This is a genomic window from Halopseudomonas maritima (assembly GCF_021545785.1).
GTDB lineage: Bacteria > Pseudomonadota > Gammaproteobacteria > Pseudomonadales > Pseudomonadaceae > Halopseudomonas > Halopseudomonas maritima.
In genome coordinates, this window is the sequence record NZ_CP079801.1 from 2,968,961 (window position 1) to 2,989,186 (window position 20,226).

The following is a 20,226-nucleotide window of genomic DNA, read 5'->3' on the forward strand; positions in this document are numbered from 1 at the left end:
GCATGCGTGTTCTGCTGATCAAGACGTCCTCGCTGGGGGACGTCATTCATACCCTTCCGGCGCTGACCGATGCGGCACGTGCCATCCCCGGTATTCGTTTCGATTGGGTGGTGGAGGAGGGCTTTGCCGAGATACCGTCCTGGCACCCGGCCGTGGATGCCGTTATTCCCGTTGCTATCCGGCGCTGGCGCAAGAAACCGCTGCAGGCGGTGCGCAGTGGTGAGTGGGGCAACTTCAAGCGCCGCCTGCGCGAGACCCCATACGACCTGGTGATTGACGCCCAGGGGCTGCTCAAGAGCGCCTGGCTGACCCGTTACGCGCGCGCCGAGGTGGTCGGCCTGGACAAGAGTTCAGCGCGAGAGCCGCTGGCTGCGCGCTTCTACCAGCGCCGCCTGGCGGTTGCCTGGGGCCAGCACGCGGTAGAGCGGACTCGCCAGCTGTTCGGTCAGGCGTTGGGTTATACGCCAGCCGAAGGGCTGGGTGATTACGGGCTGGATCGTGGTGCGCTGGGCGCCGAGGTGGCAACCACGCCGTATGTGGTGCTGCTGCACGGTACCACCTGGGTCACCAAGCACTGGCCTGAGGTGTACTGGCGCCAACTGGCCGAGCAACTGGTGGCTGCCGGTGTCGAGGTGCGTTTGCCCTGGGGCAGTCTGGATGAGCAGGCCCGTGCCCTGCGGATTGCCGAAGGGCTCGAAGGCGCGGTGGTCTTGCCACGCCTGCCGCTGCGCGACGTTGCCCGGCAATTGGCGGGTGCCAGCGCCTGTGTGGCCGTCGATACCGGCCTGGGGCATCTGGCTGCGGCGCTGGATGTGCCCACAATATCGCTGTTCGGCCCGACCAATCCCGGCTTTACCGGTGCCTACGGCGCGGTGCAGCAGCATCTGGCCAGTGACTTTGCCTGCGCGCCCTGTTTGCGCAAGCAGTGCAGCTATCAGCCCACCCCGGAGGATGCTCGTCGGTTCGACCTGACCCGCGAGCAACCGCTATGCTTTACCCGTCTGAACCCGGATCGGGTTATGCAGCAATTGCAGTCGTTGCTGCCCAACAAGAGAGTTGTCTGATGCAGCTGGCGTTTGTGCTCTACAAGTATTTTCCCTTTGGCGGGCTGCAGCGCGATTTTATGCGTATCGCCAAGGTCTGCCAGGAGCGTGGACATGCCATTCGCGTCTACACGCTGATCTGGGAAGGCGATATCCCCGAGGGGTTTGAGGTGTTGGTGGCGCCGGTCAAGGCACTCAGCAATCACCGCCGCAACGAGAAATTTACCGCCTGGGTCGAAGCCGATCTGGCCAAGCGTCCGGTTGACCGGGTGATCGGCTTCAACAAGATGCCGGGCCTGGACGTCTATTACGCAGCCGACCCCTGCTTCGAAGACAAGGCGCAGACCCTGCGTAACCCGCTGTACCGTTTCTCAAGCCGTTATCGGCACTTTGCCGAATACGAAAAGGCTGTGTTCTCGCCAGCCGTGAACACGCAGATCCTGATGATTTCCGAGGTACAGCAACCGCTGTTCACCAAGCACTACAAAACGCCGTTGCATCGCTTCCACCTGCTGCCGCCCGGCATCGCGCCGGATCGTCGGGCACCGGCCAACGCGGCTGAGGTGCGTGCCGCGTTTCGTGCCGAATTCGGGCTGGCGGACGATGAGTTGCTGTTGGTGCAGATCGGCTCGGGCTTTATCACCAAAGGAGTTGATCGCTCGATTCGTGCGGTGGCAGGCCTGCCGGCCGAGCTGCGCAAGCGCACCCGGCTGATGGTGATTGGGCAGGATGATCCGGGCAGTTTTCAGCGCCTTGCCCGCTCGCTGGCGGTGGATGACCGGGTGACCTTTATGAAGGGGCGCAGCGATGTGCCACGGTTTTTACTCGGCGCTGATCTGCTGATTCACCCAGCCTACAACGAGAATACCGGCACCGTGCTGCTCGAAGCACTGGTCGCCGGGCTGCCGGTACTGGTGACGGATGTGTGTGGTTATGCCCACTACATCAGCGAGGCGGACTGCGGTCTGGTGGTGCCTACGCCCTTCAAGCAGGAGCAGCTCGATCAAATGCTGGCAGACATGCTCAACAACGACACGCTGCGCAAGGAGTGGCAAGCTAACGCCCTGCGCTTTGCCGATCAGGCTGATCTCTACAGCCTGCCGGAGCATGCCGCCGACGTGATTCTCGGGGAGGGCGCTTGAGCCAGACGCTGACACTGCAAGAACCCTTTACCAGCCTGTGGGCCGGGCAGGATGCCTTTGTAGCCGTCGAGGCGCTGCAGGGCGAGGTATTCCGCGAGCTGGAAGCGCGTCGCACCCTGCGCACCGAAGTCGACGGCAAGGGCTACTTCGTCAAGATTCATCGTGGTGTGGGCTGGGGCGAGATACTCAAGAACTGGTCCACCCTCAAGCGCCCAGTATTGGGTGCGGGGCAGGAATGGCTGGCTATCAAAGCCCTCACTGCCGCCGGTATCGATACCATGACCGCCGTTGCGTTCGGCGAGCGCGGCAGCAACCCGGCCGCGCAGCACTCGTTCATCATTACCGAAGAGTTGGCGCCGACCATTAGTCTGGAAGACTACAGCCGAGACTGGAAACGTACTCCGCCGTCGGCACCCTTGAAGTGGGCGATGATCGAGCGTGTGGCCAGCATGACGGCGGCCATGCATCAGGCCGGCGTCAATCACCGCGATTGCTACATCTGCCACTTTCTCTTGCACACCGACAAGCCTGTGAGCGGCAGGGATTTCAAGCTCTCGATCATTGACCTGCATCGCGCCCAGATTCGGCCCCAGGTGCCGCGCCGCTGGCGCGACAAGGATCTGGCCGGGCTGTATTTCTCAGCGCTGGATATTGGCCTGACCCGCCGCGATAAGCTGCGTTTTTTGCGCCGCTACTTTGCCGCACCGCTGCGCGATACGCTGCGAGACGAGGCGCCGCTGCTGGCGCGGCTTGAGCACAAGGCGCAGCAGCTGCAAGCGCGCTTTGCGCGCAAATACGCCCCAGGGGCTGATGCATGAAACGCTGGACCTTGAACCCCGAGTACGCCACCGGGGAAAGCGGGCGACTATTTGCTGATCTGGAGGCCGTGTTTGGGCTAGAGGGTGAGTTGATCACCTACAGCCCCATCAGCAGCGTGCATAAGGTCTGGGTCGGCGATAGGCACTATTACGTCAAGCGCTATACCAAGAATGGCAAGGGCCTCAAGCAGTATCTGGGGCGTTGGCGTGTGCAGGCAGAGTGGGAGAACCTGCTGCGCTTTCACGCCTGGGGGATACCCTCGGTTCAGGTGGTGGCGTTTGGCCTTGAACGCCGAGCTGGGCGTTTCGTTCGTGGCGCGCTGGTCACAGAAGACCTGCCAGCCACGCGCGACCTGGCAGATCTCGCCGTAAACGCGGATGTGCGCCTGCGTAGACTTGACTGGGTAAGGCACGTTTCTCTTCAGGTCGCGCGGGCCACCCGCATGATGCACGATCAAGGCTTTACCCATAATGACCTGAAGTGGCGTAACCTGCTGGTAGATGATCAGGCGCTGGCCAACGTCTACCTGATTGATTGCCCGGCTGGCAGCTTCTGGTGGGGCCCCATGCTGCGGTATCGCATCATCAAGGACCTGGCCTGTCTCGACAAGCTGGCCAAGCATCACCTCAGCCGCAGCAGGCGGCTGGCTTTCTATAAGATGTATCTGGGCAAAGCTCGCCTGGGCAGCGAGGACCGTAAGCAGCTGCGTGCGATCCTCGCGTTTTTCGAGGGACGAGAATGACCCGCAAGACCTTTATTGCTGTCAACGCACACGAAGTACTACAGCGCCACGGACTCGACTCGATGGACGCATTGTGGGCGCTACAGCTCGAGGCTGTGGATGTGCCAAATACCGGCAGGGGAGGTTGGAGCAGTGTGCACCGGCTGGAGCTGGACGACGCCAACGGTACGTCGCAACACTTCTATCTCAAGCGCCAGGAAAACCACTGCACGCGCACATTGCATCGCCCCCTGGGTGAACCGACCTTTGCCCGCGAGTTCCGCGCGATCCAGCAGTACGCCCGCGAGGGTATTCCCGCGCTGGAGGCGGCCTTCTTTGCCGAGCGCCGTGTTGATGGCCGCGCGCAGGCGGTTTTGCTGACCCGCGCGTTGGATGACTATGCGCCGCTGGATGAATGGTTTGCGCGCTGGGACAGGCTCGCCGTTGAGGATGTTCGCATGCTGATTCGCTCGGCGGCGGCGCTGGTGCGAGCACTGCACAACGCCGATCGCATTCACAACTGCCTGTATCCCAAGCATGTGTTTCTCAAGTTACATACTGATGGCGCCGGCGCCCGTTTTATCGATCTAGAAAAAACCCGCCGCGCGCTGTTCGGCGAGCGTGATCGCATTCGGGATCTTGAAACCCTGCACCGACGCAGCGCCGAGCCCAGTCGCAGTCAGCGCCTGCGCTTCGTGCTGGCCTATCTGGGCAAGACGCGGCTGGATGATGAGGCGCGCCGTTTCATCAACCGGCTGTTGCAGCGTAGTGCCGGCAAGGGAGCCCGCGCGTGAGTCTGCAAGCCCGGCTGCGAGCTGCCGGCCGCGAGCCGCCGTTGCCATGTGACTTCACGCTGCCGCAAGGTCCTGTGCGGGTGTTGCGTTGGCTGCGCGTGTTGCCGGGCAAGCGACTGGTCGCAGAGGTAGACTGCGCCGGTCAGCCTGGGTTGCTGAAACTGTTTATTGCCGCTGGCGCGGAGCGCCATTGCCAGCGTGAGGTCGACGGGCTACTGGCGTTGCAGGCCCAGGGCGTTACCACGCCTGCGTTGTTGGGACACGGGGCGTTGCCTGACGGCGGGCACTATGTCCTGACCGCTTATTTGGCCGGAGCGAGTACGCTGCAGCAGTGCTGGGAGCTTTTGAATAGTCGTGCACCCGGCGATAGCGGGGCGATGGCGTTGCTGGGACAGGCGCTGGCGCTGATCGCCGCGATGCACCGCGCCGGCCTGGTGCAGACCGATCTGCATCTGGGCAATTTTCTGCTGCACGAGCGACTGCTGTACGTCATTGATGGTGATGCGGTTGAGGGCTTGTCACCCGGCCAGCCGCTGACCGCCGCGCAGGCTGAAGACAACCTGGCGATCTTCCTGGCCCAGCTTGATCCTGAATGGGACGCGCTGGGGGAGCTGTTGCTGGTCGACTATCTGCAGCACAATCCCCTGGCCCTCAACCCGGACCGCCTGGCTCAGCTGGTGGCGCAGGTGCGTCAGCGCCGGCTGGATGACTACCTGGGCAAGACCCTGCGCGATTGCACGACCTTTGCGGTGCGTCGCAGCTGGTCACGTTTTTGTGCGGCGCTGCGCAGCGAAGTGGACAGCCTCAGCGCCTTGCTTGCGCGCCCGGATGACGCTCTGGCCGCGCAGCCGCTACTCAAGGATGGCGGTAGCAGTACGGTTGGGCGCACGTGTGTTCAGGGCCGCGAGCTGGTCATCAAGCGCTACAATATCAAGAGCTTTGGCCACTGGCTGAAGCGTTTTTGGCGCCCCACACGTGCCTGGCACTCCTGGCTGGCAGCGCACCGGCTGCAGTTTCTCGGGATTGCCACGCCGGCGCCACTGGCGATGATTGAACAGCGCTTTGGTCCCTTGCGTCACCGCGCCTGGCTGGTTACCGAGTATTGCGGCGGGGTCGACCTGTTGCGTTACCTGGGCGAGGATGGACAGCATCTACCTGCGCCAGAGGTGGCTGATGCCTTGCTTGCCGTGTTTGATCAACTGGTGCAGGCACGCATCAGTCACGGTGACTTCAAAGCGACCAACCTGCTTTGGCATGCTGGGCGTGTGTGGCTGATTGACCTGGACGCGATGCAGGCACATCGCAGCGAGCGCAGCTGGCAGGCAGCCTGGCAGCGTGACCGTCAGCGCTTTGTGCGCAACTGGCCTGCCGAGAGCCCGCTGGCTGCATGGCTGGATGAGCGCCTGCCGCGAGGCTGAACTTCATTTTTGACTGAATAGACGAGGACTACCGTGGGACTTACCGTATTGGGCCTTTCCGGCGCACTGAGTCACGACCCCTCCGCCGCACTTTATATCGACGGCAAGCTGATTGCGGCCGTTGAGGAAGAGCGTTTCGTGCGCGACAAGCACGCCAAGAACAGAATGCCCTACGAGTCCGCCAAGTTCTGTCTTGAGCAGGCCGGTATTCAGCCGGCGGATGTGGATATCGTCTGTATCCCCTTTGCCCCGATCAGCCTGTTTGGCAGCAACGCCCGTTGGCACTACGCCAAGCGCTATTGGTATGCGCCTGATCGTTCGCTCGATGCCATCCTGACCGGTAACCGCCGTTTCAAGCGTTACCGCAAGAAGATCCTTTGGTGTCTGGAACAACTGGGTTTTGATGCCAAGAAAGTCCGTCTTGAGCCGGTTGAGCATCACCTGGCGCATGCCTCCAGCGCCTACCACTGCTCGGGTTTCACCGAGAAGACGGCGATCCTGGGGATCGACGGCAAGGGTGAGTACGCCACCACCTTCTTCGGCTGGGGTGAAAACGGCAAGATCCACAAGATCAAAGAGTTCTACGACCCGGATTCGCTCGGCGGTCTGTATGGTGCGATCACCGAATACCTCGGCTTCGAGATGCTCGACGGTGAGTTCAAGGTCATGGGCATGGCGCCCTACGGTGACGCCGCCAAGTACGATTTCTCCCGCTTGGCCACGTTCGAAAACGGCGAGCTGATCATCAACACCGATTACGCCAACGTTATTGGCTTCCGCCGTTACAAGGAAAAGGGCAAGGGCTACTATTTCTCGCCCAAGCTGATCGAATGGCTGGGGCCCAAGCGTGAAGGCGACATCGCTGATGACCCCTACATCCATTACGCGGCGGCCATGCAAGCGCTATTCGAGAAGCTGGCGCTGGAGATGATCGACTACTATCTCGGCGACATTCTCAAGGAAACCGGTCGCCTGGCCTTTGCCGGTGGCTGTGCCCTGAACGTCAAACTCAATCAACGCATTATTGCGCGCCCGGACGTGAAAGAGCTGTTCGTACAGCCGGCTTCTGGTGATGCTGGGACTGCGGTTGGCGCTGCCTCGTACATTTCGGTCAAGAACGGCGTGCCCGTCGAGAAGATGGAACACGTCTATCTTGGCCCCTCTTACAGCAACGAAGACATCATCGCTGCCTGCGCGCGCCACCCGAACCAGCCGCAGTGGCAGAAGATCGATGACGTACCCCAGGAAATCGCCAAGGTGCTGGTCGAGGGCAACCCGGTTGCCTGGTTCCAGGGCCGCATGGAATTCGGCCCGCGCGCTCTGGGTGGGCGCTCCATTATTGGCTGCCCCAGCGTTGCCGGTGTGGCCGACCGTATCAACGAGCAGATCAAGTTCCGCGAGCGTTGGCGGCCGTTCTGCCCGTCCATGCTCGATACCGTGGCGCCGCAGATGCTCAGTGTTGATCATCCGTCACCCTTCATGACCTTCACCTTTGACGTCAAGGAAGGCTGGGCTGAACGCGTGCCAGAGGTGGTACACGAGGACGGCACCGCCCGAGCCCAGGTGCTCAAGCGTGACTACAATCCGCGCTACTACGACTTGATGAAAGAGCTGGAAGTCATGACGGGCAATGGCGTGGTGCTCAACACCTCGCTTAATCGTCGTGGTGAGCCCATGGTGTGCTCGCCGACCGATGCGCTGAACATGTTTTTTGGGTCTGACCTGCAGTTCTTGATCATGGAAGATATTCTGGTGATGAAGGCTAAGGGCGGCGGGAACTGACCCATGGCAGCCGATGGCGTTGTCTACTTTTCCAAGATGTTCCAGGCTGTTCCCCACCTGGCGCAGGTGGCGCGTGCGCTTCCAGGTACCTTTGTGTCCAGTCGTGTCTCTACGCTGCGCGCTTTTCAGCGCCTGTATCCTGACCTTGACCTAGCACGTTACTCCAAGCGTTTCGGGTTTCTGGTACGCGGTAATCGCTTATTGAAGGGCGCCGGCGCCATTGTGACCGGCTCCCCTTATGGCAGCTTTTTGAAGCCTTACGCGGCGAAAAAGGCCACGGTGTTTCATGGTACCTACATGATGCTCAGCAAGGATGCCTTGCTGCGCAACAGTCACTTTGACCTGCTGTGCGTCATCGGTCCGCGAATGAAAGGCATGCTGGAGCGCTTCCCTGAAGCAGAGCGGCTGAACATTGTCGATACCGGCTTCCTGCCGTTTTGCGAATACCCTGAGCGTTCGGCTCAGCAACGCGCGGCGGTATTGCAGCGTCTGGGCCTCGACCCGCAGCGTCAGACAGTGCTGTACACCTCCAGCCGGCGCGGGTTTGGCTCATGGCAGCGCGCAGCTGAGCAATTGGTGAGTACGGCGCCGCCGCATTTCAATTTGATCCTGCGTCCTCATCCGAGCCAGTCGTTGACTTCTCGCCGCGCCGACAGGGACAGCTTCAAGCGAGTGCGCGCTCTGATTCAGGCACGAGGCAATGCCTTTCTGGATTTGAGTGAATGCGCGCTGTCCGAGGTGCTGTCTGTCTCGGATCTGGTGGTCTCGGATGCCAACTCGCCCAGCGAAGAGGCGCTGTTTTATGATATTCCGCAGTTGATGATAGAAACGCCCGAATGCTCGCGAGACGTCATACGCCAGATTGGCGAGCGTGAAGCCATGCATCCCGACGACCTGTCGCAGTTGCTGACGCTGTATGATTGCGGTCCTAATCTGTATATCGGTGATCAGACACCGGATTTTTCAACTGTACTGGACAGGGCCCTGACCGATCAGACTGCCTATGCCGCCCAGCGTGAGGGTTATTTCTCCTGGGTGTTTGGCTCTCGTGATCGCATGGCCAACGAGCGGGTCGCTCGTGCCATCCAAACGCATCTGCTCTGAAGGGGATTCCCATGCTGACCAACAAGACCATTCTCATTACCGGCGGCACTGGCTCGTTCGGCAACACCTTTGTCCCCATGACGCTGGAGCGCTTCAATCCGAAGAAAATCATCATTTTCTCCCGTGATGAGATGAAGCAGTGGGATATGGCCAAGAAGTACGAGGGCGATCCGCGCCTGCGTTTCTTTATTGGCGATGTGCGCGACAAAGACCGCCTCTACCGGGCGCTGGATGGCGTGGACTACGTGGTCCATGCTGCCGCAACCAAGATTGTGCCGACCGCCGAGTACAACCCGTTTGAGTGCGTGAAGACCAACATCAACGGCGCGATGAATTTGATCGACGCCTGTATCGACAAGGGCGTCAAGGGCGTCGTTGCTCTGTCCACCGACAAGGCCAGCTCGCCGATCAACCTGTACGGTGCGACCAAGCTGGCGTCCGACAAGATGTTTGTTGCCGGCAACTCCTACTCCGGTGAGCACGGCACCCGTTTTTCCGTTGTTCGCTACGGTAATGTCATGGGCTCGCGCGGCTCGGTCATTCCGTTCTTCATGTCGATCAAGGACAAGGGCGTGCTGCCGATCACCGATGAACGCATGACACGTTTCATGATCTCCCTGGAAGAAGGCGTTGAGCTGGTCTGGCATGCCTTTGCCGACATGGAAGGGGGCGAGATCTACGTCAAAAAGATCCCTTCGATGAAAGTGACCGATCTGGCGCGGGTGGTTGCGCCGGATGCCCGTCAGGAGGTTATCGGTATTCGCCCCGGCGAGAAGCTGCACGAGCAGATGATCAGTGCTGAAGATGCCTACTACACCTACGAGTACCCCGAGCACTTCAAGATTCTGCCAACCATCCACGAGTGGGCTACCTGCCCTAAGCGGATCAAGGATGGCAAGAAGGTGCCCGAGGGCTTTGTCTACGCCAGTGACAACAACAGCGAGTGGATGACCGACGCTCAGTTGCAGGAGTGGATCGATGTTAACCGCGAAAAGATCGGGAGTATCTGATAGATGATCCCCTACGGACGCCAGGAGATCAGCGAGCAGGATATCGAGGCGGTGGTTGCTGTCCTGCGCTCGGATTTTCTGACGCAAGGCCCCATGGTGCCGCAGTTTGAACAGGCGCTGGCCAGCAAGGTCGGTGCGACCCACGCGGTGGCGGTCAACAGTGCGACCTCGGCGCTGCATATCGCCTGTCTGGCATTGGAGCTGGGGCTGGGCGACTGGCTGTGGACCACTCCGGTAACCTTTGTGGCATCGGCCAACTGCGCTCTTTACTGTGGGGCGCAGGTGGATTTTGTCGACATCGATCCGCGTACCTACAACCTGTGCCCGGTGGCGCTTGAGCACAAGCTGGTTGAGGCCGAGAAGCAAGGGCGGCTGCCCAAGGTGGTGGTGGCGGTGCATTTGTGCGGCCAGCCCTGTGACATGCAGGCCATCGGCGCGCTGGCCAAACGCTTCGGCTTTGCCGTGATCGAGGATGCCTCGCACGCCATCGGCGGGCGCTATCAGGGTGACTATGTTGGTAGCGGTCGCTTCAGCGACATCACTATTTTCAGTTTTCATCCGGTGAAAATCATTACCAGCGCCGAAGGCGGTATGGCGGTCACCAATGATGAAACGCTCGCGGAGCGCATGGCGCTGTACCGCAGTCACGGTATTACCCGTGATCCGTCGCTGATGGTCGGTGAATCCGACGGGCCCTGGTATTACCAGCAGATCGAGCTGGGCTTCAATTACCGCATGACCGAGCTGCAGGCGGCGCTGGGCGTCAGCCAGCTGGCTCGGCTGGACGACTTTGTTGCTCGCCGCCACGCGCTCGCCCGCCGCTATGACCAGTTGCTGGCAGCGCTGCCCGTCACCTGTCCCTGGCAACACGCCGACAGTTACTCCGGTCTGCATCTCTACCCAATCCGTCTGCAGCTGGAGAAGATTGCCTTGAGCCACCGTGAGGTCTTCGAGCAGCTGCGTGAGCGTGGTATCGGGGTGAATCTGCACTACATTCCGGTACACACCCAGCCGTATTACTCGGCCATGGGCTTTGCTGCCGACGATTTTCCGCAATCGATGGCGTATTACCGAGAAGCTATCAGCTTGCCGATGTACCACTCTCTGACTGAAGCGCAGCAGGATGAAGTGGTCGCGACGCTGACTGAGGTCTGCCATGGCTGAACTCGCCACCGAGCGTGTCTACCTGCGCCCGTTGAGTGCACAAGATGCCACCCAGACCTATGCGGACTGGATGAATGATCCGCAGGTGAACCAGTACCTCGAGACCCGGCACAGTCCGCAGAGCGTTGAAAGCTGTCGTGCGTTTATCGAGCACTGCAATGCGGACCCGGCCAGCCATCTGTTCGGCATCTTCCTGCGACAGGGCGATCGACACGTGGGCAACGTCAAGTTGGGCTTCGTCAACAGCCACTACCAGCGCGGTCAGGTCAGCCTTTTTATTGGCGACAAGGCATGTTGGGGACAAGGGCTGTCCAGTGAGGTCGTGCGTTTGATTACGGCCTATGGCTTCGATTCGCTGGGTTTGCATCGGCTGGAGGCTGGCTGCTACGAGGATAATCTGGCGTCGCTGCGTATCTTCCTCAAGGCCGGTTACACGGTGGAGGGTTTCATGCGCGAGCATGTCACCCTGAACGGTCGACGTATGGGCTGTTTCTGGCTCGGGAAACTGCACAATGAGCATGCGTGAAGTAACTGGCAAGCTGGCACTGGGCACTGTTCAGTTCGGCCTGTCCTATGGCATTGCCAACCAGCAGGGCCAGGTGAGTGTCGAGGAGGTAGGGCAGATTCTCGAGCGCGCGCGTGAGGCCGGGGTTGATACCCTGGATACGGCGATTGCTTACGGTGAGAGCGAGCGTGTGCTGGGCGAGTTTGATCTGAGCAGCTTTAAGGTGGTGACCAAGCTGTCGGCCATCCCCGATGCCTGCGACGACGTGTCCGGCTGGGTGGAACGCCAATTGGCCGAATCGCTTGCTCGGCTCGGGCTGCAGCGCGTTGATGCTGTGTTGTTACACCGTCCGGCGCAACTGCTGGAGCCGCAGGGTGACGCGCTCTACGCTGCGCTGCTGGGGCTCCGTGATCAGGGCCTAGCAGGGCGTATCGGAGCGTCGGTCTATGATGGCGAAGAGCTGGAGCGTCTGTGCCAGCGGTTTGCGCTGGATCTGGTGCAGGCACCCTACAACATTATTGATCACCGTCTTGATGAGTCCGGTTGGTTGCAGCGCCTGTCTCAGCAGGGCACCGCGCTGCATGTGCGTTCGGTTTTTCTGCAGGGGTTGCTGTTGATGAACCGCGAGCAACGTCCTGCCAGTTTTGAGCGCTGGCAGTCACTCTGGCACTGCTGGGACAGTTGGCTGGAAGAGCACCAGCTGTCGCCGCTGCAAGCCACCCTGCGTTACGCGCTCAACCAGCCGCTTATCGAACGTGTGGTGGTGGGTGTAGATAGCGCACAGCAGTGGCAGCAGATACTTCAGGCGGCCGCAGGTAACTGCCCGCCGGTGCCCGCCGAGCTTGGCACTACCGACCCGGCATTGCTAAACCCCGCACTGTGGAAAACAGCATGAAAACCGTTGCAATCGTCCAGGCTCGCATGGGCTCGACCCGCCTGCCTGACAAGGTAATGAAGCCCATCGGCGGCGTGCCCATGATCGAGCTGCTGCTGACGCGCCTGGCACGTGCCCGCGAGCTCGATCAGATTGTAGTAGCGACCTCGGTGGGTGCGCGTAACCAGCCGCTGGCTGACTGTGTACGTCAGCTCGGTTTTGCCTGTGTTCAGGGCGACGAACAGGATGTCATGGCGCGTTATCTGCAGGCTGCGAGGGCACATCAGGCGGACGTCGTCGTGCGTATCACGGGTGATTGTCCGCTGGTTGACCCCGAATTGGTCGATCAAATGATCAGGGGCTATCGCGCTGCAGGCGTGGATTATTACAGTAACGTCGCTCCGCCGAGCTATCCGGACGGTCTGGATATCGAGATATTTAGCTTGCGTGCGCTGGAACAGGCCAGTGAGCAAACGGATGCGGCCTTTGATCACGAGCACGTAACACCTTACCTGCGCGAGTCGGGGCACTTTCGCGTGGGCGCAGAGCAGAATGAACAAGACCTGTCCGGCTGGCGCTGGACGGTGGATGAGCCGGCGGACCTGGAGGTGATTCGCCGCGTGTTCGCGCACTTTGCGCCGGATATTCACTTCAGCTGGCAACAGGTCAAGGCATTGCAGGAGAACAGCCCGACGCTGTTCACAGACAATCAAACGCTGATACGTAACGAGGGGGCCACCATGGGCACCGGTCAGAAATTGTGGAAACGCGCCAAACAGGTCATTCCTGGCGGCAATATGCTGTTGTCCAAGCGCGCAGAGATGTTCCTGCCTGAGCAGTGGCCAGCTTATTTCAGCAAGGCCAAGGGTTGCACCGTCTGGGATATGGACGGCAAGGCCTACACCGACATGTGCATCATGGGCGTGGGCACCAATATTCTTGGCTACGGTCACCCCGAGGTCGACGACGCCGTGCGCGGCACCATCGACAACGGCAACATGTCGACGCTGAACTGCCCCGAGGAAGTCTGGCTGGCAGAAAAGCTGATCGAGCTGCACCCCTGGGCAGACATGGTGCGCTTTGCCCGCTCCGGCGGTGAAGCCAACGCATTGGCGATCCGTATTGCTCGGGCCGCTACCGGCAAGGATAAGGTGGCGGTCTGTGGCTACCACGGCTGGCACGACTGGTATCTGTCAGCCAACCTGGGCGATGACGAGAACCTGGCCGGTCATCTGTTGCCGGGGCTTGAGCCCAACGGTGTGCCGGGCAACCTTAAGGGCACCGTGTTCCCCTTCAACTACAACAACTACGCCGAGCTGGAAGCTTTGGTCAATCGCCACGATATCGGCGTGATCAAGATGGAAGTGGTGCGTAACATGGGGCCGGAAGACGACTTCCTGCATAAGGTGCGCAAGCTGGCCACTGATCGTGGCATCGTGCTGATCTTTGACGAGTGCACATCCGGCTTCCGGCAAACCTTTGGCGGGCTGCACAAGATGTACGGCGTTGAGCCTGATATGGCGATGTTCGGCAAAGCGCTGGGCAACGGTTACGCCATCACGGCGACGATAGGCCGGCGTGAGATCATGGAAGCGGCGCAGACCACCTTCATCAGCAGCACCTTCTGGACCGAGCGCGTTGGCCCGACTGCAGCGCTGAAAACCCTCGAAGTGATGGAGCGCGAGCGCTCCTGGGATTACATCACTCAGACCGGTCTGTCGATTCGTGATGGCTGGCAGAAACTGGCGGATCGTCACGGCCTGCAAATCGATCACTGGGGTCTCCCGGCGCTGACCGGATTCTCGTTCCGCAGCCCCAACGTGCTGCAGTATAAGACGCTGGTCAGCCAGGAGATGCTGGCCAAGGGATACCTGGCCAGCAACGCTGTATACGTCTGTATGGAGCATAGCCAGGACGTGATTGATGGCTACTTTGACGCTCTGGACCCGGTTTTTGCCCTGATCAGCGAGTGTGAGCAGGGGCGTGATGTTGGCGCGTTGCTTAAGGGGCCGGTGTGTCATGGTGGGTTCAAGCGGCTGAACTGATGGGCCTGCAGATCTGTTTTCGTACCGATGCCGCCTTGTGGATCGGTACGGGACATGTCATGCGTTGCCTGACGCTTGCCGATGCTCTCAGCGCGGCCGGGCATGACTGTCATTTCATCTGCCGCAGCCATCGCGGCCACCTGCTGGATGTCATTCATGGCCGCGGTCATACAACGACCGCGCTGCCTGCGGCGCTGCAGCAGGCTGAGCCGGTGGCCGGCTCACATGCTCATTGGCTCGGCGTCAGTGCAGAACAGGATGCCGCTGATACGGCTGTAGTCTTGCAGTCGAAGGGCTGTGACTGGCTGGTGGTCGATCATTACGCGCTCGACGCGCAGTGGGAAGCGCACATGCGGGCATGCTCTCGTCACGTCTTGGTGATTGATGACCTGGCTGATCGCGCGCACGACTGCGACCTGCTGTTGGATCAGACGTACAGCAGACGACCAGAGGACTACCTCTCGCTGGTTCCGGTCCGTGCCCGGTTGCTATGCGGCAGTGCCAACGCGTTGCTGCGTCCGGATTTTGCCGCGCAGCGTGACGCCTCATTGCCCAGGCGCGCTGCTCAGCCATACCCGCTGCAGAAGATTTTGGTCTCCATGGGCGGTGTTGACGCTGACAATGCCACCGCTGAGGTGCTGCGTGGGCTCGCAGCGACGCCGGGCGCTGGCTCTCTGGCGGTGACAGTTATCATGGGCGGGCAGGCCCCTTGGCTGGGCGAGGTCCAGCAGTTGAGCCAGTCTTTGGCGCTTGATGTGACGGTGCTGGTCGATGTGAATGACATGGCCTCTTTGATGGCGCAGGCTGACCTGGCCATTGGCGCCGCTGGCGCGACAGCCTGGGAGCGCTGCTGTCTGGGTTTACCCACCTTGATGGCTGTATTGGCGGATAACCAGCGACTGGTTGCAGAGGGGCTGCGCGCTGCTGGTGCGGTGCAATTGTTGCCAGCGGTTCACCGTCTGGCTGCGTCTCTACCTGGTTTGCTTGAGGGGTTGGTCGCCGATCCCGAGCAGCTCCGGCAGATGAGCCGCCGCGCGGCCGCGCTGGTTGATGGCAGTGGCGCCAGACGGGTTGTGGAGACCATGGAGATGATGTCATGAGTGGCGTGATTGCAGGTAATCTGCGACCGCTGGCTGAGCCTGATCTGGCGCTGGTGCGCAGCTGGCGTAACCATGAGTCGGTACGTCGTTATATGTATACGCAGCACGAAATTGCCGAACAGGAGCATCGTGACTGGTTTGCCCGCTGCGAACAGGACCCGTTGCGCCACCTGCTGGTCTATGAATGTGATGACCAGCCCTGCGGATTTGTACACTTCACTGTGCAAACTGCTGGCAAGGTAGCGGACTGGGGGTTCTACATCGCGCCTGAGGCGCCGCGTGGTACGGGCACAGGGTTAGGCCGTCAGGCGTTGGAATATGGCTTTCAGCGTCTGGCGTTGCACAAGATTTGTGGTCAGGCGCTGGGTTTTAACCAGCGTTCAATCGATTTCCATCGCAAGATGGGCTTCTGCCAGGAGGGGGTGCTGAGAGATCAGCATTTCGATGGGCAGCAGTTTCATGATGTCATTTGCTTTGGCCTGCTCGATTCCGAGTGGCAGGTACGGGGCTGAAGGAGGCTTTTCATGTCTGGTACACCCAGTATCTCCATCGCAGGGCGGCGCATTGGGCTTGACGCGGAGCCCTACATCATTGCCGAGCTGTCGGCTAACCATAATGGGCGCCTGGAGACGGCGCTGCAGATTGTCGAGCAAGCCAAGCATGCCGGTGCCGATGCGATCAAGCTGCAGACCTACACCGCTGACACCATTACCCTGAACTGCGACGCCGAGGATTTTCAGATCCGTGGCGGGCTGTGGGATGGCCAGTCCCTGTATGAACTCTACCAGCAGGCGCACATGCCCTGGGAATGGCACAAACCGCTTTTCGAACACGCACGAAAGCACGACATCACGATCTTCAGCTCTCCCTTCGACTTCACTGCGGTGGACTTGCTGGAGGATCTGAACGCGCCTGCCTACAAGATCGCCTCTTTCGAGGCTATCGACTTGCCGCTGATCCGTTATGTCGCGGCAACGGGCAAGCCGATGATCATTTCCACCGGCATGGCAGATGGCGACGAGATCGCCGAGGCGGTGGAGGCAGCACGCGAGGGTGGTTGCCGCGAGCTGGCCATTCTTCACTGCGTCAGTGGCTATCCGGCACCCGCCGAAGACTACAACCTGCGTACATTGGCAGACATGCGTGAGCGCTTTGGCTTGGTGACTGGCTTGTCGGATCATACGCTGGACAACACCACGGCGATTGCCAGTGTGGTCCTGGGGGCTTCTATCATTGAAAAGCACTTCACTCTAGACCGCAGTGGTGGTGGTCCTGACGACAGCTTTTCGCTGGAGCCAGCCGAACTGCAGGCGCTGTGCCGCGACAGCAAGACGGCGTGGCGAGCTCTGGGGCAGGTGGATTACGGTCGCAAGTCCAGTGAGCAGGGCAATGCGCGCTTCCGGCGCTCGCTCTACGTTACGCGGGATATGAAGGCTGGCGAGCTGTTCACCGCGGATAACGTGCGCAGCGTGCGCCCGGGTTTTGGCCTGCCGCCCAAAATGCTGGATAAGGTGATCGGTCGTCGCGCCAGCTGCGATATTGCCTTTGGTACTGCGCTGAGTCAGGAACTGCTGGACTGAGCCCTGCGCAAACCGGCAGGTTTCAGTCCGCCGGGGCTTGGTGTTCGGTGCGGTTGGGGTAGATGTGATTGTCTTTGCGGGTGATGTAGGTGACATCATCCGGCACATCCTTGTTGATAAAGCTCATCGCGCCGATGCGCACATTGTTGCCGATGCGAATGCCGCTGCCGATGATGCAGCAGTGCGCGCCAATATCAACGTTGTCCCCGAGCTCGATGGGTTTGTTATTGGCCTCGACCGAGCCGATGGTGGTGCACTGGCGCAAGTTGCAGTCACGTCCGATGCGGACACCAGAATAGACAGTGATTGACGTCGGGTGGCCGAGCCATAGCCCCTTGTCGATTTCGGCGCCCAGCATGATTTCTACGCCGTACTTGCGGGCCAGTCCCTTGTTAATACGCTTGGCTATTGACAGGGTAGTGCGTCCCGGACGCGTGTGCAGGTATTGCGACAGGCGCAACCAGAACAGGCAATTGTATGAGTTGTTACGTGCAACGCGGCGGCGTAGCTTGCGCCAGGAAAACCGCTTGTCCTCACCCAGAATCTCGTAGTGCCAGAAGGCCTTCAGTTCGGCAAAGGTGGTCAGCATCGAGGGCTCAGCTCCTTGAGGAAAACGACGGAAAAAGTGAGCGCGCTGCTGCATCGACGAGCGCCCAATCCTGTTCGTAACGCAGCAAGTGTCGATAATTGCGGTTGCGCATGCGGCGCGACAGCGGTTTGCCCAGGCAACGCAGGTCGGAAATGTCGATTAGACCGAGCTGGCCGTCGGGTGTCAGCACGATATTACCCAGATGCAGCGAGCGAAAGTAGACGCCCTTGTCGTGCAGACTGGTGATGAATTCGGCCAGTTGTGCAAATAGCTCGAGTTGCTCCAAGGAGTGCTCGGCGTTTAGCAGGCCGCGCAGGGTTTCACCGGCCAGCGGGTGGTAGTGCACCACACTGCGGTAGGGGTTGAGCAGCTTGTAGGTGGCGATGATTTGCGGGCAGGGAATGTCCAGTTTGCTCAGCGCAACGGCGTTGTCGGCGAAGCGCTGGGCCGGCGGGAAAAACACGGTCTTGGAGAACCAGCTTTTGCGGCGAAACAGCTTGAGCATGGTGCCGTCGGCCAGCAGTAGCACCTTTTCTCCGTGGTGGTCCTGTTCCAGTACATTGGCGTCTGCGCGCCATTGTTGAAATTGTGAATCGCTGAGGCGTTGCATCAAGGCAGTCCGGGGGCAAAAAGCGCAGTTTATCCTACTTTGTGATGGCGGGCTGTGGCGTCAAGCGCTTGTGTTAGACTTCAGCGCTACTGTCTCAGCTTTGAAGGCCCCATGACTGATACGCCCCAAGAAAGCTTTGCCCGCTCAAGCGCGCGCATTTACGCGCGCCTATTGACCTATGTAAAACCCTACTGGAAGGCCTTTGCCGTCAGTATTATCGGCTTCGCCATTTTTGCGTCGGCTCAGCCGGCCATGGCGTGGGTGCTGAAGTACTTTGTCGATGGCCTGGCCGAAGGTGCGGATGCCTTGTTCTTTGGCGTTCCGCTGATCTGGGGGTTTCCTGCCTTTATCGTGCTAATCGCCTTCTATCAGGGGATCGGCTCTTATCTGGGTAACTATTTCATTGCCAAGGTGTCGCTCGGCGTGGTGCATGACTTGCGCACGGCCTTGTTCGACAACCTGCTGACCTTGCCCAATCGCTATTTTGACCTGAACAACTCAGGGCATCTTGTGTCGCGCATTACCTTCAATGTCACCATGGTGACCGGCGCTGCGACCGACGCGATCAAGGTGGTGTTTCGTGAAGGGCTGACGGTGGTTTTTCTGTTTGCCTACCTGTTGTGGATGAACTGGATGCTGACGCTGGTATTGATCGCGATCCTGCCGGTGATTGGCCTGATGGTGAACAGCGCGAGCAAGAAGTTTCGCAAGCAGAGCAAAAAGATCCAGACGGCGATGGGTGATGTGACCCACGTTACTTCCGAGACCATTACTGGTTTTCGTGTCGTGCGCAGCTTCGGCGGCGAGCGCTACGAGTCAGATCGCTTCCACTCGGCGAGTGAAGCAAACCGTCAGCGCGGGTTGAAGATGATTCGCACCGGTGCGGTATTCACGCCGACCCTTCAACTGGTGACCTATGGCGCGATGGCGACGGTGATGTTTCTGGTGCTGTTTCTGCGCGGTGATGCCACTGCCGGTGACTTGGTTGCCTACATTACTGCCGCCGGCCTGCTGCCCAAGCCGATTCGCCAGCTATCAGAGGTCAGCGCCAATATTCAGAAGGGCATAGCAGCAGCAGAGAGCATTTTCGAGCAGCTGGATGAGGTGCCTGAAGTAGATACCGGCACATTGGAAAGCGGGCGGGTAGGCGGTCGTCTGGAGGTGAATAACCTGACGTTCTACTATCCTGGCACCAGCAAACGGGTTCTCAATGACATCAGTTTCCGCGTCGAGCCGGGACAGATGGTGGCGCTGGTTGGGCGCTCGGGGAGTGGCAAGTCCACACTGGCCAACCTGATTCCGCGTTTCTATCAGCACGAGGAGGGTGAGATTCTGCTTGATGGCATGCCGCTGCAGAACTTTACCCTGCGCAACCTGCGTAGACAGATCGCCCTGGTCAGCCAGAATGTCACGCTGTTTAACGATACCGTGGCCAACAACATCGCCTACGGTGATCTTGCCGGTGCCCCCCGTGACAGCATCGTGGCTGCGGCAGAGGCGGCTTATGCGAAGGAGTTCATTGACCTACTTCCCGAGGGCTTTGACACCTTGGTCGGTGAGAACGGCGTACTGCTTTCCGGTGGTCAGCGCCAGCGCCTGGCGATTGCCCGGGCCCTGCTCAAGGACGCGCCGCTGCTGATTCTGGATGAGGCTACCTCGGCGCTGGATACCGAGTCCGAGCGGCATATCCAGGCGGCGCTGGACCGGGTTATGCAGGGGCGTACCACGTTGGTTATTGCGCACCGCCTGTCGACCATCGAGAAAGCGGATGTGATCATGGTCATGGATCAGGGGCAGATAGTCGAGCGCGGCACTCATAAGGAGTTGCTGGCGCTCAACGGTTATTACGCCAAGCTGCACAGCATGCAGTTTGAGGAAGAGCAGGCCTAACAGGTTTAATGCGTGGCTGTCAGCTGGGCCGCCACT

At 60.1% G+C, this 20,226-nt stretch carries 19 protein-coding genes; 17 read left to right on the top strand and 2 right to left on the bottom strand.

What is annotated here, in order from left to right:
* The first annotated feature begins 2 nt into the window (after nucleotides 1–2).
* From waaC to pseI, 16 genes are read left to right on the top strand one after another with little or no spacing between them, the layout of a single operon-like run.
* Entirely contained in the window at nucleotides 3–1,064 is a 1,062-nt protein-coding gene (gene waaC, locus HV822_RS13705) for a lipopolysaccharide heptosyltransferase I (protein WP_238870720.1), read from the top strand.
* Nucleotides 1,064–2,185 carry a glycosyltransferase family 4 protein gene (locus HV822_RS13710; RefSeq protein ID WP_238870721.1) on the top strand — a complete coding sequence of 374 codons (1,122 nt, stop codon included), beginning with the start codon at nucleotides 1,064–1,066 and terminating at the stop codon, nucleotides 2,183–2,185. Before waaC ends, HV822_RS13710 begins: the two co-directional genes overlap by 1 nt.
* Nucleotides 2,182–3,003 (top strand): lipopolysaccharide core heptose(I) kinase RfaP, encoded by an 822-nt coding sequence (gene rfaP, locus HV822_RS13715; RefSeq protein ID WP_238870722.1) that lies wholly within the window; start codon nucleotides 2,182–2,184, stop codon nucleotides 3,001–3,003. The genes HV822_RS13710 and rfaP overlap by 4 nt, the downstream gene beginning before the upstream one ends.
* A complete protein-coding gene (locus HV822_RS13720) occupies nucleotides 3,000–3,746 on the top strand; it encodes a lipopolysaccharide kinase InaA family protein (protein WP_238870723.1) in 747 nt (248 codons plus the stop codon). The genes rfaP and HV822_RS13720 overlap by 4 nt, the downstream gene beginning before the upstream one ends.
* On the top strand, nucleotides 3,743–4,519 hold the full coding sequence (locus tag HV822_RS13725; protein WP_238870724.1) for a lipopolysaccharide kinase InaA family protein: 777 nt from the start codon (nucleotides 3,743–3,745) through the stop codon (nucleotides 4,517–4,519). Before HV822_RS13720 ends, HV822_RS13725 begins: the two co-directional genes overlap by 4 nt.
* Entirely contained in the window at nucleotides 4,516–5,937 is a 1,422-nt protein-coding gene (locus HV822_RS13730; protein WP_238870725.1) for a lipopolysaccharide kinase InaA family protein, read from the top strand. Before HV822_RS13725 ends, HV822_RS13730 begins: the two co-directional genes overlap by 4 nt.
* Nucleotides 5,938–5,970: 33 nt before the next feature.
* Entirely contained in the window at nucleotides 5,971–7,719 is a 1,749-nt protein-coding gene (locus HV822_RS13735; RefSeq protein ID WP_238870726.1) for a carbamoyltransferase family protein, read from the top strand.
* Nucleotides 7,720–7,722: 3 nt separating this feature from the next.
* Complete coding sequence (locus HV822_RS13740; RefSeq protein ID WP_238870727.1) at nucleotides 7,723–8,823, top strand: CDP-glycerol glycerophosphotransferase family protein; 1,101 nt, start codon at nucleotides 7,723–7,725, stop codon at nucleotides 8,821–8,823.
* A gap of 11 nt (nucleotides 8,824–8,834) precedes the next feature.
* Nucleotides 8,835–9,833, top strand: a complete 999-nt coding sequence (gene pseB, locus HV822_RS13745; protein WP_238870728.1) for a UDP-N-acetylglucosamine 4,6-dehydratase (inverting) — start codon at nucleotides 8,835–8,837, stop codon at nucleotides 9,831–9,833.
* Nucleotides 9,834–9,836: 3 nt separating this feature from the next.
* On the top strand, nucleotides 9,837–10,997 hold the full coding sequence (pseC, locus tag HV822_RS13750) for a UDP-4-amino-4,6-dideoxy-N-acetyl-beta-L-altrosamine transaminase (protein ID WP_238870729.1): 1,161 nt from the start codon (nucleotides 9,837–9,839) through the stop codon (nucleotides 10,995–10,997).
* The gene (locus HV822_RS13755; RefSeq protein ID WP_238870730.1) at nucleotides 10,990–11,523 is read left to right on the top strand and encodes a GNAT family N-acetyltransferase; all 534 of its coding nucleotides are present in this window, start codon (nucleotides 10,990–10,992) and stop codon (nucleotides 11,521–11,523) included. The genes pseC and HV822_RS13755 overlap by 8 nt, the downstream gene beginning before the upstream one ends.
* Nucleotides 11,510–12,397 carry an aldo/keto reductase gene (locus tag HV822_RS13760; RefSeq protein WP_238870731.1) on the top strand — a complete coding sequence of 296 codons (888 nt, stop codon included), beginning with the start codon at nucleotides 11,510–11,512 and terminating at the stop codon, nucleotides 12,395–12,397. The genes HV822_RS13755 and HV822_RS13760 overlap by 14 nt, the downstream gene beginning before the upstream one ends.
* Nucleotides 12,394–14,421 (top strand): aminotransferase class III-fold pyridoxal phosphate-dependent enzyme, encoded by a 2,028-nt coding sequence (locus HV822_RS13765; protein WP_238870732.1) that lies wholly within the window; start codon nucleotides 12,394–12,396, stop codon nucleotides 14,419–14,421. The genes HV822_RS13760 and HV822_RS13765 overlap by 4 nt, the downstream gene beginning before the upstream one ends.
* Nucleotides 14,391–15,521 (top strand): UDP-2,4-diacetamido-2,4,6-trideoxy-beta-L-altropyranose hydrolase, encoded by a 1,131-nt coding sequence (pseG, locus tag HV822_RS13770; protein ID WP_238870733.1) that lies wholly within the window; start codon nucleotides 14,391–14,393, stop codon nucleotides 15,519–15,521. The genes HV822_RS13765 and pseG overlap by 31 nt, the downstream gene beginning before the upstream one ends.
* Nucleotides 15,518–16,033 (top strand): UDP-4-amino-4,6-dideoxy-N-acetyl-beta-L-altrosamine N-acetyltransferase, encoded by a 516-nt coding sequence (pseH, locus tag HV822_RS13775; RefSeq protein ID WP_238870734.1) that lies wholly within the window; start codon nucleotides 15,518–15,520, stop codon nucleotides 16,031–16,033. Before pseG ends, pseH begins: the two co-directional genes overlap by 4 nt.
* Before the next feature lie 12 nt (nucleotides 16,034–16,045).
* Entirely contained in the window at nucleotides 16,046–17,101 is a 1,056-nt protein-coding gene (pseI, locus tag HV822_RS13780; RefSeq protein WP_238870735.1) for a pseudaminic acid synthase, read from the top strand.
* 22 nt (nucleotides 17,102–17,123) lie between these two features.
* Here pseI and HV822_RS13785 read toward each other — a convergent pair whose 3' ends face one another.
* Together HV822_RS13785 and HV822_RS13790 are read right to left on the bottom strand one after the other, a co-directional pair.
* On the bottom strand, nucleotides 17,124–17,690 hold the full coding sequence (locus tag HV822_RS13785; protein ID WP_238870736.1) for a serine acetyltransferase: 567 nt from the start codon (nucleotides 17,688–17,690) through the stop codon (nucleotides 17,124–17,126).
* A gap of 7 nt (nucleotides 17,691–17,697) precedes the next feature.
* The gene (locus HV822_RS13790) at nucleotides 17,698–18,300 is read right to left on the bottom strand and encodes a lipopolysaccharide kinase InaA family protein (RefSeq protein ID WP_238870737.1); all 603 of its coding nucleotides are present in this window, start codon (nucleotides 18,298–18,300) and stop codon (nucleotides 17,698–17,700) included.
* 111 nt (nucleotides 18,301–18,411) lie between these two features.
* On the opposite strand from HV822_RS13790, the gene msbA reads away from it, so the two are divergent.
* Nucleotides 18,412–20,190 (top strand): lipid A export permease/ATP-binding protein MsbA, encoded by a 1,779-nt coding sequence (msbA, locus tag HV822_RS13795; RefSeq protein WP_238870738.1) that lies wholly within the window; start codon nucleotides 18,412–18,414, stop codon nucleotides 20,188–20,190.
* Nucleotides 20,191–20,226 lie beyond the last annotated feature (36 nt).